Genomic DNA, 15948 nt, shown 5'->3' on the forward strand with positions numbered 1-15948 from the left:
TGTTATTAATTATTGGCTGGCCAGTGTACTAAATTATGGCCCGCCAATAAACCCTTTTTGATAATTTATTAACCGAATAGATTTTAATTGGCTCGTTTATTGGTTTTGTTTATTCACAATGATTAATAAAAAATCAAGTCGTTCCATTGCGTGAAGGCATCAGGGGTAACAAAAAATGTTTGGGACATGGGCAAAGCCGTTTGGCCCTCGCCCGCTTGCGGGGTGAGGGATGTCGTTAATGCTGTGGAGAATGCGTTGGATGTTCTTTTTGCTCATCCCGGCTATCATGCGCCTGGATGGCAGCATCCACAGCCTTTTTCAGGTTGTTAATCAGATCTTCGGAGTGGGTCGTGTGTTTGCGGGCAAAAAACTCATCATAAACCGGATTTTTATGGGTTTTGATGGTTGCCATTTTAGTCTTGTTCTGAGATAGAGCGGACAAGGTATCGGTAATGACTTCCAAATCACTTTTTGCCTGCACAATACGATGATAAAGTTCATCAAGGTATTCGCCTTTTGCATGGCGAATTATAGACGACGAAGCCATCAGAGACTGCGCATGTTTATTCAGGGCATCCAGTAACGTCATGATGTTTTTAGGTAGTGCCTTGTCAGGCCTGTCGAGTCCTAATTCATCCAGGTGCCGTTGCTCCTGTTTCCTTTGGGTATCATGTTGTGAAGGAGGTGGTTCGACCTTAAGTTTGTGTTCATAGGCTTGTTCAAACTTTTCCGCCAGGTAGGCGTGCATGTCTGCCGTGGGATGAACATCATCCCAGAACATGTAGCCTTGGGAAGGAGAAATTTGTTTTTTAGCATCGACGGGATCGTTCTTGTCTTTTTTAAAGGCGTCTGACTCAGTAAAGGGTTTGGTTAATTTATCCTGGTCAAAACCGTATTTTTTGGGATCCTGATAGGCTTCCTGCAGGAGGGAGCAGACGTCAAAAACGTCAAGAAAAACGGGGGGATTAAGCTTGGCGTATTTATCCTTGAGTTCTTCGCATTTCTTGGCCAATTGCTTATTAAAATAAACGGATATCAGATGGGCATTTTTTTGTTCTTCACCGCCTTTTCTGGCATAACGCGGCGTTAGTGACAAATCCGGCAAATTAAACAGGACAACATTGCGATACCCTTGGGCAATCAGTTTTTCAATATTGTTAATCCGCGCAGCAATCGCTTTGTCAGCCTCCCCCATGGTGGGCTTGCCGTTGACCGTAATTAAATCATTGGCGCCTGACCATTCAATGATGAGCGTGTCTTCCTTTTCAGCCTGCGAGATCGTGTATTTCTTATCATCATCCAGCAAGGCTTGACGTTTCTCGTCTAAGTTCGAGACGATTTGGCGAGCCCCTTCCTTGCCTAAATCCAGTGTCAATTCTTTGGAGTAGTCATGGGCGGTTAATCCGCCTTCGCAGTAATAACGGGCGAAGCGGTGGCCTTCATACAACACATGCAAATCATCATTTAAAGAAAATGCGTTTTCATTGCGGCGTTTAAAACCATGATCATTGGTGAGCAAGGCATCCGCCAAATCGGCATTGCCTCGGCCCATATGGGGCAGTTTTTCTTGACGGCGGCGACGCTGAAGTTCCAGTTGTTCAACGGTGGTGGCGGCGACAAAGTCACCCCATAAGAAGCCATTGGTAAAGCGGCCGCGTGGTGATTTGCCTTTAAGCCCGCTTAAATAGTCCATGGGGATAATGCCGAATAGCTTACGGCGATCCATGGTGCCTCGATCGGATAAACTGTCACCTAGAAAAACAATGTGTCTGAATTTACGCGTCATTTTTAGCATCATGGAAGAAACAATAGCTCAAATTATAACCAATTTGGCCGTCCATTAAAAGTAAATAGATCGTAAAATGACGAGCAGTTAAGCTTTAAAATTATTTTTGTCTTCCCGTAACTGTTGAAAAACCAGGAGTGGGGTCTTATCGATCACGCCTCTGGCGCGGGCATAAGCCATCACAGCCGGCTCCTCCGTGCGCAAAAACGGGTTGATTTTCTTCTCTTTCTCAATCGTTGAAGGCAGGGTGCAATGGATAGGCTGTTGTTTAAGCTGATCTAAGTAATGGGCTATCTCTTCATTTTGCGGTTCGACGTGAGCGGCAAAGCCTAGATTCTGTTGCGTGTATTCATGCGCACAATAAACCCGGGTAGCATCCGGCAGGGCTTTTAAGCGCTGCAACGAGCGGTACAAGTCGTTCAGCGTGCCGTCAAACACACGGCCGCAGCCGGCCGAAAACAGGGTGTCGCCGCAAAAAAGCAGGTTTTGCGCTTCATCATACAGGCTAATATGGGTTGAGGTATGGCCGGTGGTGTTTAAAACCTGAAAGTTCACAGTAGACAGGGCGAGTGTATCGCCTTCGCGTAATCGTTGCGTTGCAGTTGGTATACGGGAGTCTTCAGGGGCGTAAATGGCGATGTTGGGGCAGGCATTCAATAAATTCTCGACGCCACCGATGTGATCGGCATGATGATGCGTTAACACAATGGCTTCAAGCGTAAGTTGATGATCATGGAGGTAGTGCAAAACCGGTTGGCTGTCGCCTGGATCCATGCAAATGGCGGTGTTTTGCTCGTCATTGACAATGAGCCAGATGTAATTGTCAGTAAAGGCGGGGATGGGAATAATTGTCATATCGATTCCGTGCTGATTATTCAATGTGATAGGAAGAAATGCCTGGATTAAACAGAGACTGCAGGTAATCCAGGGCCTCTTTCATTTCGCCTGCCAGGGTATAGGGTGGATTCACTATCCACAAACCGCACCCGGTCATGCCGCCGCTTTGGGCTTTGGTCCAATTAAATTCCACGCGCAGGGTATTGGCCGCGGGAATATCCGCCAGATTCCTGATTAACTGCTGATGGTGATAATGATCCACCAGCGGGTACCAAAGGCAATAAACACCGCTCGCAAAGTGGGGAAAGGATTGTTTAATCGCCTGCGGAATGTATTTGTATTCGCTTTTAATTTCATAGGAGGGATCTATAAATATCAAGCCGCGGTGTTCCGGGGGCGGCAGCAGGGCCTTTAATTGATGAATGCCGTCAGACTCACTGAAAAATACACGCTTGCCCTGGCGTTTTAGCTGCTTGAGCTGTTCAAATTCCTGAGGATGGAGCTCGCAGCAAAACAACCGATCTTTCTCCCTGAATTGGGCAATGGCAATGGCTGGGGACCCTGGGTAATAACGGAGTGTCTGCGTGGGGTTATGTGCTTTAAGCAAGGTCATGTAAGGTGTAAAAACTGGCGGCAATTGCTGTTGTTTTTCCCATAACAGGGAAATACCCTGCTTGTACTCAGACGTTTTATTGGCCTGACTGTCTTTCAAGTCATAAAGGCCGCGCCCGGAATGGGTTTCCAAATAAAAAACAGGCTTGTCTTTTTGAATCAGGTAATCAATAAGCCGTGTTAAGGCGACATGCTTGATGACATCGGCAAAATTGCCGGCATGGTATCCGTGTTGGTAACTGAGCATAGCGAATCAATGGCAAAATAACAGGGCGTTGATTATAGCCTGACTAACACGCGCCGTCTTATTTTTCCGTAAAAATTATTGGCATGCTTGCACTATACTTACAATGTGGAAATCATTACGGAGGCCGACATGAGCTTGCACAAAGAGCAGGATGATGACAGCTACTCGTTTACCGATTTTTCTATCGAAGAGGATGCCGATGAGTTAAATCGGAAAAAACACCTGCGAAAAAAACTCGAAGAACGTCTGGAGAGAAAACGTCTCAAAGAAGAATTCGACGAGCTCGATGGTGAATTTGACTGGGATGAACTGGATCGCTAGGTAAAACCGGGCTGACATCCTGGGATTGATTAATCAGGCATGATGCCAAAGGGTGCGTTATGCCTGTTAAATTATTTTTTTCTCCAACAAATCCATCAAATATCACGCGCATAAATTTTTAAAATTTCATTAATAATTATAATCTTATTTTTTTTAAATTTTACAATTAATTTTGTTGATACTATTCTTATTAATTGAGGAATATAAATTTTATCTTTTCTTATATTTTTTCTGAAATTATAAAATGGAGAATTAAAAATGAATAAGGAAATATTTGAGGGAAATTGGGAAGAAATGAAGGGTAAAATAAAACAGCAATGGGGAAGGCTAACCGATGATGATTTGCTTGAAATCGAAGGAGACAATCAAGAGATTTATGGTAAATTAACGAAACATTACGGTTATACTAAAGATGAAATCGACAAGCAATTGGAGCGATTCAGAAAACACTAATAGGAAATTTAAGGAGTAAACCATGTTATATTGGGCTCTTGTTTTTCTGGTGATTGCCATTGTTGCGGGTTTGTTTGGTTTCCGGGGAGTGGCATCAACAGCAACGGAAATTGCTAAGATATTATTCTTCTTATTCTTGGTCATTTTTATTGTGTTGTTGGTGTTAAATTTACTAACAGGAACTCCGCCGCCGACACCAGCGGTAACCCCATAAACGGCAGAAATTGTCTTATTAATGCACAGGATAAAAAGCAGCGGTTAAACCCGCTGCTTTTTTATTTAAACAGCCCCTGATTGCGGCCCTGTTCCCAACCGATTATAGTAGGGTAATCCTCATTATTCAGGGACGAAATGATATGATGGCATTTTTATTTCTACTTCTGACTCTGGTGATTTCCTTTGCCTGGGTTGGGCGACGAAACCTGGCTTTATCAACACTGGTTTTTGCACTTTTCCTGGGGACGGCCTCTTTTATTCACCACATCACCAGTCAGTTAAATCTTAATTTATAGGAAGCAGGGATGAACACGGTATTCATGAATCGCCTGATGCAAATCGTTAACCTGTTAAATGCCCTCGGTATCGTGCTGATTTTATTGATGGCTTTTGTTTTTCAATTTGTTTTTAAAGAATTGCCTTGCCCTTTATGCTTGTTGCAACGTGCCGGTTTTTTAATCACTGCCATCGGTTTCCTGTTGAATTTACGTTTTGGCCTGCGCCCAAGCCATTATGCCTTGTCTTTACTTGGGGCTTTATTCACGGCTTTCGTAGCCTTACAGCAAATTGCCCTGCATGTGCTTCCTGGCAGTGGAGGGTATGGTTCAAGCATTTTCGGCCTGCATATGTACACCTGGTCTTTTATTATTTCCATGGCCATTGTGCTGTTCAATACCATGATTCTGGGTGTAGATACACAGTATCAAAAGGAAAAGCGTCACATCGCTGTGATTAAGCCTATCATGCATGCAGTGTTTGGCCTTCTATTTTTTCTGGCCTTGACTAACTGTATTGCGATAATGGCTGAGTGCGGCCTTAAAGCGTGCCCGGATAACCCGACTGCTTATTTATGGTAGTCCGTTGTGATGGTGATGAGTGGCGGCAAACACGGTGTTTTGCAGCAGGGCGGTGATGGTCATGGGGCCTACCCCGCCAGGGACGGGTGTAATCCAGCCGACCCGCGTAACGGCCTGGTTAAAATCAACGTCCCCGCGCAGTTTTCCGTCTTTCAGGCGATGAATCCCCACATCGATGATCACTTGATCACGATGCAGCCATTTGGCCTCGATCACATCCTGTTTGCCGGTTGCGACCACCAGCACATCAGCCATGCGTACATGTTCTTCAAGATGTCGCGTAAAACGATGGCAGATCGTTACCGTTGCCCCTTCGGCTAAAAATTCAAGCCCCATGGGCCTGCCGACGATGTTGGATGCCCCAATCACAACCGTATGACGACCCCGCAGGGCGATGCCATTGGCCTTGAGCAGCTGGATAATGCCGTAAGGCGTGCAGGGACGCATAAGCGGCAGGCGCTGCGCCAACCGTCCCAGATTATAAGGGTGGAAACCGTCGACGTCTTTTAAGGGGCTGATGCATTCAATGATCTTGTGGGTATCCATGTGGTCGGGGAGAGGCAGCTGCACCAGAATGCCGTCAATGGCGGGCGAGTGATTCAATTCGTCAATTAAATCAAGCAACTGCTGTTCGGATGTCTCTGTTGGCAAATGATAGGATTTGGAGGTAATGCCTACCTCTTCGCAGGCTTTGCTTTTATTCGTCACATAGATATGTGATGCGGGATCGTCACCCACCAGGATGACGGCCAGGGCCGGCGCGCGCAGGCCTTTGACAAGCCGTTCATGAATGGCCAGTTTAAGCTCATTTTTTTTTAACTGGGCAAGGGCTTTGCCGTCCAGGATGAAGGCAGTCATGCAATATCCTCGCAGAGAATATGGTGGGCCGGATTATGAAATAGCCGGCAGGCTTATGCAATCCTCTTTGCTTATAAATTGCTGAAAGCAGCGTTTAAATGGCTAGTAAATTTTCAATATGAGACTTGAAAGGGCAAACGTGGCTTATTGTCATTGAACCTGTTGAATACCCGTGATGAAGATGCTATTTTTTGGCTATTAATTAAAAGGTTAGACTGTCCATGCAGGGAGCGCCAATTGAATAAGACACGGTTGTATGTCGCGATAATGGCATCGTTACCTTTTGCTGCATTTGCACTCGGCATGGGAGATATGACGGTTGAATCGTCTCTGAATCAGCCTTTTAAAGCCGAAATTCAGCTGATTGACGTCGATATCCCGCTTGCCGGCATCAAGGCGCGTCTTGCTTCGGTCGAAGATTTTGCGCGCATTGGCCTGGATCGAAATGAAATCCTCACGTTGCTGCGTTTTGAAGTCAGGAAAAATGAGCAGGGACAACCGATTATTCTAATTTCCTCGCACGAACGCATCGTGGAGCCTTTTCTTGAAATCGTTGTCGATTTAACCTGGGCGAATGGCCAGGTTTATCGCGCCTACACCGTTTTGCTTGACCCGCCCGGTTATCAATTAAGTGGTGGAGTAAAAGCCACCGGCTCACCGGTCAAACTAAAAACATACGCGAGTGAGCCGGGTGTCGTTGACAAGCCGTCTTATGCCCACGTGGTCGAACAGGGCTCCGGGAGCGGCAAATTGCGCAAGGAGGCCACGTATGGCCCTACTGTCGCGAATGAAAACATTTGGCAGATTGCTCAACGCTACACTACGCCTAATACCACTATTCAACAAGTCATTTTAGCCATTGTGGGAACCAACTCCCAGGCCTTTACCCAAGGTAATTTAAACGGCCTTAAAACCGGCGAGCGTTTGCGCATCCCGTCAAGCGATGAGGTTAAAAAGGTACCCGAAGAACTGGCGCGGGGCGAAGTCGAGGCGCATGATTTGGCCTGGAGAAACAAGGAAGAAATCAAACATGTGCTATTGCCTCCTTACATTGATGGCGTTGCCGGCACGTCGCAGTTCGAAAATAAGCCAGGGGCCCAGCCCGTAACCCAGCCAGCCAGTGGCGCAAGCCCCTCCAACATTCCTCAGTCGCCGGTCTTTAACCAGCAAAAAACAACTAATGGCAATACCTTTACAGATATCTTCTCCACGGCGGATTCAGTCCTATCGGCAGAAGCCAGCAAAAAACCGGTTACCACGGACAAACAGCCGGTTAAAACCGATTCAGCCCTCAAGGCTGAGATGGATGTGACCAACGCCGCCATTGATTCCATGCGCCTGGTTAACTCGCAGTTAAAAAATCAGCTTCAATCCCTGGAAAAGGACAATAAAGCCCTGCAGGATCAGATGAGCAAGCGCGACGAGGATATCAAGCAGTTACGCGAACAAATGGCTCTGCTGCTTAAACAGCGTCAGGCCATTGCCGCCCAGGCAAGCCAGATGCCGGCTGAAGAAGAATCATCCAATCTATGGCTTTATCTGCTGTTGATTCTGGCTGCTGCAGGCGTGGGGACCTTTACCTGGTTCTTCCTTAAACAAAAGGCAAACCGCCGCAATTCGCTGTCTGAACCGGATGACCATCCTGAGGATCATACGCCGCCTGAGCCAGTCAAGCCGCTGCTGCAGGCAAAGGCTGTTGAAGCGGATCGCACCGACGATGATACTGGAAGCATGGCAGCAGAGACCAGTCCCCTGCGCGAGCCGGTAGAAAGCACGGCTGACAAACCAACCTCCAAAGCTCCGTTAACCATTCACCAGGCAGCCATTGAACCCGCCGTACCTCCTGTTGAGCCGGTAGCCAGTCTGCAAGCGGATGAAGAAAAAACGCCAGTCATTTCCTCTGAGGTCAACGAGGCGGTGCCTGAAGAACTCCCTGAACCCGTCATTGAAAATCAAGCAGCGCAGGATGAACCCCTGCCGGCAGAACCGCAGATGTCAATTCAGGAAAGCGAACAGCCGCTTGCCTATGAGTCGACCGATGAACCGGCTGCGGTCGATGCATTGGCAAAGACAGAAAAAACCGGCGAGAAAAAAGAATACAAACGACCCTTAAGTGATTTACTGAAAACAGCATCCGATTACCCGGTCGAAGTCGTCGGTGTAGACAGCCAGGTGCACGAGGCCATCGAACCGTTGCAACCTGATGAAGAACCCGCTTCGATAGTAGAAGAAGCATCCGAATCCGAACATTTTGCGCTTGATTTTGAACCCAGTCTCGAAAAAATGGTGGAAGAGAACAAGCAAAAGCAAACGGTTTCTGAGGATGTCGAGCCTCCACTGGACGACGGGCTTGATTTCATTCCAACACCGATTGAAGCAAAGACAGAAGAAAAAGCCGTTGTCCCTGCAGTCGATACAGGCGACGACCATGCACTTAAATGTGAGACCGGCCTCCAATATGAGCCTGCCCGGATAAAGCCTGAGAAAGCGGATGTCCAAACCATCGAGTCGCCTGAAATCGATGAATTGTTGAAATCAGACGACAATGAGGATGAAGGACCCGTCATTAATTTTGATCATGTGATCGAGGAAGAAAGCGCAAACGAGGCAAAGGCATTGGCCGCTAAATCCGGAAAATCTAAAAAAGCGACGAAAGCCAATTTGGCGGATGAGAATGCTTTTGACACCATCGCACTGGAAGATTCCGACGAAGAAAACATCGCATTCGACACCGATGACGACGGGGCCAATGAATTTAATTTCGAGGCGGAGTTTAGTGCTGATGAGCCGTTAGCGGAGACGCCGGAAGAAATCGATGAAATGACTCGCGCATCAGAGGAGCCTGACGACTCGCCTGCCAGTGAAAAGAAGCTGGTGAAAAGTAAGAAAGCCCTGGATACCCTGATGGCTTTGGCTAAAACCTACCTTAGTATGGATGATCACAAAGCGGCTAAACAATCCCTGCAGGAACTGGTCGAATTCGGTAATAAAAAACAACGCACCGAAGCGCAGAAACTGCTGGATGAAATGGATAAAAAATAATCCCTGTTCAGGCGGTTTCGGTTTCACGGAAGTAGACTGGACAAACGCCGGCTGGTGTTATACATTGACCCTTTTGGGCAGGAATAGTGATGCGTATTGCCTTAGGGGTTGAATACGATGGATGCCAGTACCATGGCTGGCAAGCACAAACAGGCCTGCATACTGTTCAGCAAGTTATCGAATCAGCGCTGTCGAAAGTAGCTGATTGCCCGATTAGTGTTGTTTGTGCAGGCAGGACGGATACAGGCGTCCATGCAACCAACCAGATTATTCATTTTGATTGCGATAAAGAAAGAACCATTCGCTCCTGGATTCACGGCGCCAATTCGTTTTTACCGAAAGACGTTTGCGTGAAATGGGGCAGGGAGATGCCGGACGATTTCAATGCCCGGTACTCGGCCTTGTCTCGCCGGTACCGCTACATTATTTACAATGCGTCGATACGTCCCGCCCTGCTTAGGGGGAATGTAACCTGGCAGTATCGGCTTTTAGACCATCGTCTGATGGCTGAGGCCAGCCAATACCTGGTAGGCGAAAACGATTTTACTTCTTTTCGTTCCGTTGAATGCCAATCCAATACACCGATGCGTAACATCCATCAATTGGAGGTGACGCGCATAGGCGATTTAATTGTCATTGACATTACTGCCAATGCTTTTCTCCACCACATGGTGAGGAACATTGCCGGCGTCCTCATCGCAGTCGGTTCCGGTAAAAAGCCGGTGGAATGGGTCAAAGAAGTACTTCATGCCCGCGACAGGCGTCTTGGCGCGGAGACTGCGCCGCCTTATGGCCTTTATCTGGTGGCGGTCACTTATCCTAAGGAGTACGGTGTCATGCAAATGGCGCCTGGCCCCTTGTTTCTTGGAGAGCGTTGATTGACCGCAAATCGCATTAGAATAAAGATGTGCGGTATGACCCGCGAGGAGGATGTCAGGCTGGCGGCTGCGTTGGGTGCTGATGCGGCAGGTTTTATATTTTATGACAAAAGCAAACGCTTTATTTCGGTGCAACAGGCTCATGAATTAATGCGGGCATTGCCACCCTTTATGAATGCGGTGGCCGTGGTCGTGAATCCCGAGGTCGCGTTGGTTAATGAGATTGTGGAAAAATTACCGATCCAATACCTGCAGTTTCATGGTGATGAAACCCCTGATTTCTGCGATCAGTTTGCCTTCCCCTACATCAAGGCCATTCCCGCCGTTTCTGCCGAGGCTATTGCAAACGCGGTTAAGCGTTATGCCGGCGCTAAGGCAATTTTGCTCGATACGCCTTGTGATTCCTGGGGCGGCAGCGGCAAGGTGTTTGATTGGCGGGCTATTCCCCCGCGGCTCGATAAAGCGATCATTATGGCTGGGGGGTTAAATGCCGGCAATATCCGGGAAGCAGTCAGCGTTTATCGTCCTTATGCAGTGGATGTATGCAGCGGTATGGAAGCGGCTCCCGGGATTAAAGACCATCATCAAATGAAATTATTTGTTCAGGCTCTAGGAGACATGTAAATGCGTTTCAGCGACCTTCCTGATGAACACGGCCATTTTGGCCCTTACGGCGGTGTGTTTGTTGCCGATACCTTAATGCAGGCTTTAGAGCAATTAAAAGCAGCCTATGAAAAATACCGCGTTGATCCTGATTTTCTGGCTGAATTGACCTCGGAATTAAAGGACTACGTTGGTCGTGCTACCCCTTTATATTACGCCGAACGGTTGAGTAAACAATTGGGCGGTGCGGAAATTTATTTAAAGCGTGAAGATCTCAATCATACTGGTGCTCACAAGATTAATAATACGGTGGGACAGGGCTTATTGGCCAAACGCATGGGCAAGACGCGCATCATCGCCGAAACAGGCGCTGGCCAGCATGGCGTTGCTTCTGCTACGGTTGCAGCCAAGCTGGGTCTTGAATGTGTCGTTTACATGGGTTCCGAAGACATTAAACGCCAGGCCAGCAACGTTTACCGCATGAAACTTTTGGGCGCTGAAGTTGTGCCGGTTACCGCCGGTTCCAAGACCCTGAAAGATGCCTTAAACGAAGCCATGCGTGATTGGGTAAGTCACATTGACAATACGTTCTATATCATCGGCACAGTTGCGGGTCCCCATCCTTACCCGCAAATTGTCCGTGATTTTCAAGCCGTCATTGGCCGCGAAGCGCGTGCCCAGATGCTTGAGAAAGCCGGCGCCTTACCGGATGCGCTGGTTGCCTGCGTTGGCGGGGGCTCCAATGCCATGGGTTTGTTTTATCCTTTCCTTGATGATGAATCCGTCGCCATTTATGGCGTTGAAGCGGCAGGCAAGGGCATTGAAAGCGGCGAACACGCGGCTTCATTGATTGCGGGTAAGCCCGGTGTTCTGCATGGTAACCGTACTTACCTGCTTTGTGATGAAAACGGTCAAATCAAAGATACCCATTCCATTTCGGCCGGCCTTGATTACCCCGGTGTGGGTCCTGAACATGCCTATCTCAAAGATAAAGGGCGCGTCCATTATGTCCCGATAACAGACGAGGAAGCCTTGCAGGCTTTTCGTACCCTGACTCGAACAGAAGGCATTATCCCTGCGCTGGAATCCAGTCACGCCGTGGCCTATGCCATGAAACTGTCAAAGACCATGGCGCCTACCCAACGAGTAATTGTCAATTTGTCAGGACGCGGCGACAAGGACATGCATACCATTGCCGCGATCGACAATTTGACTATTTAAGGCAGGCAGTGATGAATCGAATTGATGCATGTTTAGAGCGATTGCAACGCAGCAATAAAAAAGTCTTAAGCCCTTATATCACAGCAGGCGATTTACAGCCTGAAAAAACCGTGGCATTGATGCATGCGCTGGTCAAAGCCGGGGCTGATATTCTTGAAGTGGGTATTCCCTTTTCCGATCCCATGGCTGAGGGGCCGGTCATTCAGGCGGCGATGGAGCGTTCGCTGCATAACGGCACGACCCTTAAAACAGTGCTGCAGTACGTGACAGCGTTTCGCCAACAGGATACTGTCACCCCCATAATTCTCATGGGGTATGTGAATCCTGTGGAAATGTATGGTTATGAACGCTTCGCGCGCGAAGCAAAAGCGGCAGGTGTGGATGGTACTATTCTCGTGGATTTGCCGCCTGAAGAAAGTGTCGATGTCGCAAAAATCTGGCGTGAAACAGGACTTTATATGATTTACCTCTGCTCACCCACGACCAGTGATGAGCGGATGGAGCGCATCAATCAATTCGCCCAGGGGTATCTGTATTATGTTTCTTTAAAAGGGGTCACCGGCGCCAGCAGTTTTGCTTTGGATGAGGTAAAAAAACACTATCAGCATCGTCAATCGCAAACCCGTTTGCCGCTTATGGTAGGATTTGGTATTAAAACGGCAGACATGGCGGCACAGGTTGCCGGGTTTGCTGATGGGGTAATTGTCGGAGCCGCTCTGGTGGAGCGTCTCTTTGACAGTTATAACCGGCAGGATGATTATATTTTACAGGGCGTCACTCTGATTGAGGATATGCGCCGTGCCATCGATGAATAATGGATAGAAACATGACAGAAAGCAGTGAAAAAAGAGCTCATTTTATACGTCAGTTAATTAGCGATGAATTAGCCAGCGGCAAGCATCAACAGGTCGTGACCCGTTTTCCGCCGGAGCCCAATGGGTACCTGCATGTCGGCCATGCGAAATCCATCTGCCTGAATTTTGGTCTTGCCGAGGAATTTAAGGGACGCTGTTATCTTCGTTTTGACGATACCAATCCCATCAAAGAAGAGGAAGAGTTTGTTAATGCCATCATTGATGACGTGAAATGGCTGGGCTTTGAGTGGTGCGGCATGACTCATTCTTCCGACTATTACCAACAGCTTTATGATTACGCCGTGCTGTTGATTAAAGCAGGAAAAGCTTACGTGGACAGCTTGAGCATGGAAGAAATCCGCTCTTACCGCGGCACGCTGCAGATGCCGGGTAAAGAGAGTCCTTACCGTAACCGTTCGGTGGAAGAAAACCTTGATCTGTTTGAGCGCATGAAAGCTGGTGAGTTCCCGGATGGCACCCATGTGCTCAGAGCACGGATTGACATGCAGTCGGGTAATGTGAATATGCGCGATCCTGTGTTATACCGCATACGCCATGCCAGCCACCAGCGTACGGGCAATGACTGGTGCATTTACCCCATGTACGACTATGCGCATCCAATTTCCGATGCCCTGGAGTATATTACCCATTCCTTGTGTACACTGGAGTTTCAGGATCATCGTCCGTTGTATGACTGGTTCATTGATAACCTCCCGGTGCCTGCCCGCCCGGTACAGACAGAATTTGCCCGCTTAAACCTGTCTCATACGGTCACCAGTAAACGTAAATTGCGAGAACTGGTTGAGAAAAAAATTGTTTCCGGTTGGGATGATCCTCGCCTGCCAACTTTGCGCGGTATGCGTAAGCGCGGCTATCCGCCGGCGGCTATTCGTCAGTTTTGTGAGATGATCGGTATCTCCCGGAGTGATTCAGTAATCGACATGTCCCTGCTCGAGGAGTGTGTCCGCGACGAACTGAATAAGACAGCCAAACGCGCACTGTGTGTGCTGGAGCCGCTTAAACTGGTCATTGAAAATTACCCTGATGATCACGTGGAGGAATTAAACGCTGCCTTCCATCCCCAGGATGAGCAGGCTGGAAGCCGTATGCTTCCCTTTAGCCGGGAACTCTACATTGAGCGATCTGATTTTATGGAAGACCCCCCTAAAGATTTTTTCCGTTTGGCGCCCGGACGAGAAGTGCGTTTGCGAAATGCCTATGTTATCCGTGCCAATCAGGTCATCCATGATGATAATGGAGAGATCATGGAGGTGCGTTGTACCTATGATCCCGGTACGTTGGGGAAAAATCCACCTGATCGTAAAGTGAAGGGTGTCATTCACTGGGTCTCCACCCGTCATGCTTACCCGGTCAAGATCTATCAATACGACCGGCTGTTTAATGATGCAAACCCGGCACGTGAAGAGGATTTTCTGCAATTTCTGAATACGAATTCCTTACAGGTCCGGGAGGGATTTTGTGAGCCCTCTCTGGCCAAACAGTCCGTGGGCGAAACCTTCCAGTTTGAACGGTTAGGTTATTATTGTGTCAATGAGGTGGTCAATCATAAAGTCATTGCCTTTCACCGCATTGTCGGATTAAAGGATACCTGGGGCAAAACGAGCTGAGAGGAAGGTATGTTATATTTATATAATTCATTAACCCGAAAAAAAGAACAATTTGTACCCATTCATCCCGGAAAAATCGGCCTGTATGCCTGCGGTATTACTGTGTATGACCGTTGCCATCTGGGCCACGCCCGCTCGATGGTAGCCTTTGATGTCATGGTCCGTTTCCTGCGCGCTGAAGGTTATGACGTCACTTATGTCAGAAACATCACCGACATTGATGATAAAATCATTGTCCGAGCCAATGAACGGCACATGCCGATTGATCAGCTGACATCGCTCTACATCGAAGCCATGCATGAGGATGCCCGCGCGCTGAATATTCTGCCGCCTGATGTGGAACCTCGGGCCACCGCGCATATTGAGGCCATCATCCGCTTAATCGAACGGCTAATGGCGAAAGGTTTTGCTTATGTCAGTGACAATGGCGATGTCTGTTTTGAAGTTGAGCGTTTTAAAGACTATGGCAAGTTGTCCAATAAAGAGATTGAAAACCTCATTGCCGGCGCACGCATCGATGTGGTCAGGGAAAAACGCTCGCCGCTTGATTTTGTGTTGTGGAAGAAAGCGAAAGCAGGAGAGCCCAGCTGGTCCTCGCCTTGGGGTGATGGCCGTCCCGGTTGGCATATTGAGTGTTCTGCCATGGCGATGCAGGAGCTGGGTGAACAATTCGATATTCATGGCGGTGGCCTGGATTTACAGTTCCCGCATCACGAAAATGAAATAGCCCAGAGTGAGGCAGCCAGCGAAAAGCCATTTGCCAATTATTGGTTGCATGTCGGCATGCTGCAGGTCAACAATGAGAAGATGGCAAAATCGGTTGGCAATTTCTTTACCATTGAAGATGTCTTGAAAAAGCACCATCCGGAAGCCATTCGTTATTTCCTGTTAAGCAGTCATTACCGCAGCCCGTTAAATTATTCTGAAGAGAACTTGCATAATGCCCGTAAGGCCCTGGCACGGCTTTATCAATCCATTAAAGACATTCGCCTGGATGATTCTCTGACTTTGCATGAGAAGTGGGAAGCGGAATTTGCGGCGGCCATGAATGATGATTTCAATACACCCGTGGCTTTGGCTGTGCTGTTCGAACTTAGCCATGAAATCAATAAAACCCGTGATCCGCAATTAGCCTTGACACTGAAGCATTTAGCCGGCGTGTTAGGATTAATGCAATCAAATCCGTTGGACTTCCTGCAGGCGGGTTTAAACGAGGAAGACAAGGGAGGTATTGAACAATTAATTCAGGAGCGCCTGCAGGCTCGCGCCAACAAGGATTGGGCGCGTGCTGATGAAATCCGGGATTCATTGGCCAAGTCAGGTATTGAGTTGCTAGACGGCCCGCATGGAACAACCTGGCGAAAGGTGACCGATTAATTTCAGAAACTGTTCAAACACCCTCTCCCAACCCTCTCCCAGAGGGAGAGGGGGGAAACGATCTTCCCCGGGGGGAGGGATACAGACTAGTGTGTGACCGGCACATAGGTAACAAAGATGCCTGGTCACATCGGTAACACTACTTTATCATAATTTAT

Annotated in this window: 16 protein-coding genes; 12 read left to right on the forward strand and 4 right to left on the reverse strand. The window is 48.1% G+C overall.

The window, feature by feature from the left end; genetic code table 11:
- Positions 1 to 235: 235 nt before the first annotated feature.
- The 3 genes from Lery_RS06890 to Lery_RS06900 all read right to left on the reverse strand — a co-directional run bounded on the left by Lery_RS06890 (position 236) and on the right by Lery_RS06900 (position 3482).
- Positions 236 to 1786 carry an SGNH/GDSL hydrolase family protein gene (locus Lery_RS06890; RefSeq protein WP_237759170.1) on the reverse strand — a complete coding sequence of 517 codons (1551 nt, stop codon included), beginning with the start codon at positions 1784 to 1786 and terminating at the stop codon, positions 236 to 238.
- An 87-nt stretch (positions 1787 to 1873) separates the two neighbouring features.
- Positions 1874 to 2641 carry a hydroxyacylglutathione hydrolase gene (gloB, locus tag Lery_RS06895; protein WP_058526532.1) on the reverse strand — a complete coding sequence of 256 codons (768 nt, stop codon included), beginning with the start codon at positions 2639 to 2641 and terminating at the stop codon, positions 1874 to 1876.
- A 16-nt stretch (positions 2642 to 2657) separates the two neighbouring features.
- On the reverse strand, positions 2658 to 3482 hold the full coding sequence (locus Lery_RS06900) for a 23S rRNA (adenine(2030)-N(6))-methyltransferase RlmJ (RefSeq protein ID WP_058526533.1): 825 nt from the start codon (positions 3480 to 3482) through the stop codon (positions 2658 to 2660).
- A gap of 129 nt (positions 3483 to 3611) precedes the next feature.
- On the opposite strand from Lery_RS06900, the gene Lery_RS06905 reads away from it, so the two are divergent.
- The 5 genes from Lery_RS06905 (at position 3612) to Lery_RS06920 (ending at position 5329) form a co-directional block, all read left to right on the forward strand.
- Positions 3612 to 3803 carry a hypothetical protein gene (locus Lery_RS06905; RefSeq protein WP_058526534.1) on the forward strand — a complete coding sequence of 64 codons (192 nt, stop codon included), beginning with the start codon at positions 3612 to 3614 and terminating at the stop codon, positions 3801 to 3803.
- Between the two features lie 258 nt (positions 3804 to 4061).
- Positions 4062 to 4256 (forward strand): CsbD family protein, encoded by a 195-nt coding sequence (locus Lery_RS06910; RefSeq protein WP_058526535.1) that lies wholly within the window; start codon positions 4062 to 4064, stop codon positions 4254 to 4256.
- Positions 4257 to 4278: 22 nt separating this feature from the next.
- Positions 4279 to 4470, forward strand: a complete 192-nt coding sequence (locus Lery_RS06915; protein ID WP_058526536.1) for a DUF1328 domain-containing protein — start codon at positions 4279 to 4281, stop codon at positions 4468 to 4470.
- A 142-nt stretch (positions 4471 to 4612) separates the two neighbouring features.
- Positions 4613 to 4768: a DUF5993 family protein gene (locus Lery_RS15260; RefSeq protein ID WP_156412481.1), complete on the forward strand. Its 156-nt coding sequence runs from the start codon at positions 4613 to 4615 to the stop codon at positions 4766 to 4768.
- Positions 4769 to 4777: 9 nt separating this feature from the next.
- The gene (locus Lery_RS06920) at positions 4778 to 5329 is read left to right on the forward strand and encodes a disulfide bond formation protein B (RefSeq protein WP_058526537.1); all 552 of its coding nucleotides are present in this window, start codon (positions 4778 to 4780) and stop codon (positions 5327 to 5329) included.
- On the opposite strand, the gene folD is transcribed toward Lery_RS06920, so the two are convergent.
- Positions 5321 to 6187: a bifunctional methylenetetrahydrofolate dehydrogenase/methenyltetrahydrofolate cyclohydrolase FolD gene (gene folD, locus Lery_RS06925; protein ID WP_058526538.1), complete on the reverse strand. Its 867-nt coding sequence runs from the start codon at positions 6185 to 6187 to the stop codon at positions 5321 to 5323. The genes Lery_RS06920 and folD overlap by 9 nt on opposite strands.
- Before the next feature lie 237 nt (positions 6188 to 6424).
- On the opposite strand from folD, the gene Lery_RS06930 reads away from it, so the two are divergent.
- The 7 genes from Lery_RS06930 (at position 6425) to cysS (ending at position 15790) form a co-directional block, all read left to right on the forward strand.
- Positions 6425 to 9229, forward strand: a complete 2805-nt coding sequence (locus Lery_RS06930) for a FimV/HubP family polar landmark protein (protein ID WP_131751154.1) — start codon at positions 6425 to 6427, stop codon at positions 9227 to 9229.
- An 89-nt stretch (positions 9230 to 9318) separates the two neighbouring features.
- Entirely contained in the window at positions 9319 to 10107 is a 789-nt protein-coding gene (gene truA, locus Lery_RS06935; protein WP_058526540.1) for a tRNA pseudouridine(38-40) synthase TruA, read from the forward strand.
- Positions 10108 to 10731 (forward strand): phosphoribosylanthranilate isomerase, encoded by a 624-nt coding sequence (locus Lery_RS06940; RefSeq protein ID WP_058526541.1) that lies wholly within the window; start codon positions 10108 to 10110, stop codon positions 10729 to 10731.
- On the forward strand, positions 10732 to 11931 hold the full coding sequence (trpB, locus tag Lery_RS06945; RefSeq protein ID WP_058526542.1) for a tryptophan synthase subunit beta: 1200 nt from the start codon (positions 10732 to 10734) through the stop codon (positions 11929 to 11931). It abuts the gene before it with no gap.
- A gap of 11 nt (positions 11932 to 11942) precedes the next feature.
- Positions 11943 to 12746, forward strand: coding sequence for a tryptophan synthase subunit alpha (trpA, locus tag Lery_RS06950; RefSeq protein WP_058526543.1), 804 nt, complete (start codon positions 11943 to 11945; stop codon positions 12744 to 12746).
- Positions 12747 to 12757: 11 nt separating this feature from the next.
- A complete protein-coding gene (locus tag Lery_RS06955) occupies positions 12758 to 14413 on the forward strand; it encodes a glutamine--tRNA ligase/YqeY domain fusion protein (RefSeq protein ID WP_058526544.1) in 1656 nt (551 codons plus the stop codon).
- A 9-nt stretch (positions 14414 to 14422) separates the two neighbouring features.
- The gene (cysS, locus tag Lery_RS06960) at positions 14423 to 15790 is read left to right on the forward strand and encodes a cysteine--tRNA ligase (protein ID WP_058526545.1); all 1368 of its coding nucleotides are present in this window, start codon (positions 14423 to 14425) and stop codon (positions 15788 to 15790) included.
- Positions 15791 to 15948 lie beyond the last annotated feature (158 nt).

Source organism: Legionella erythra (assembly GCF_001467615.1).
Lineage (GTDB): Bacteria > Pseudomonadota > Gammaproteobacteria > Legionellales > Legionellaceae > Legionella_C > Legionella_C erythra.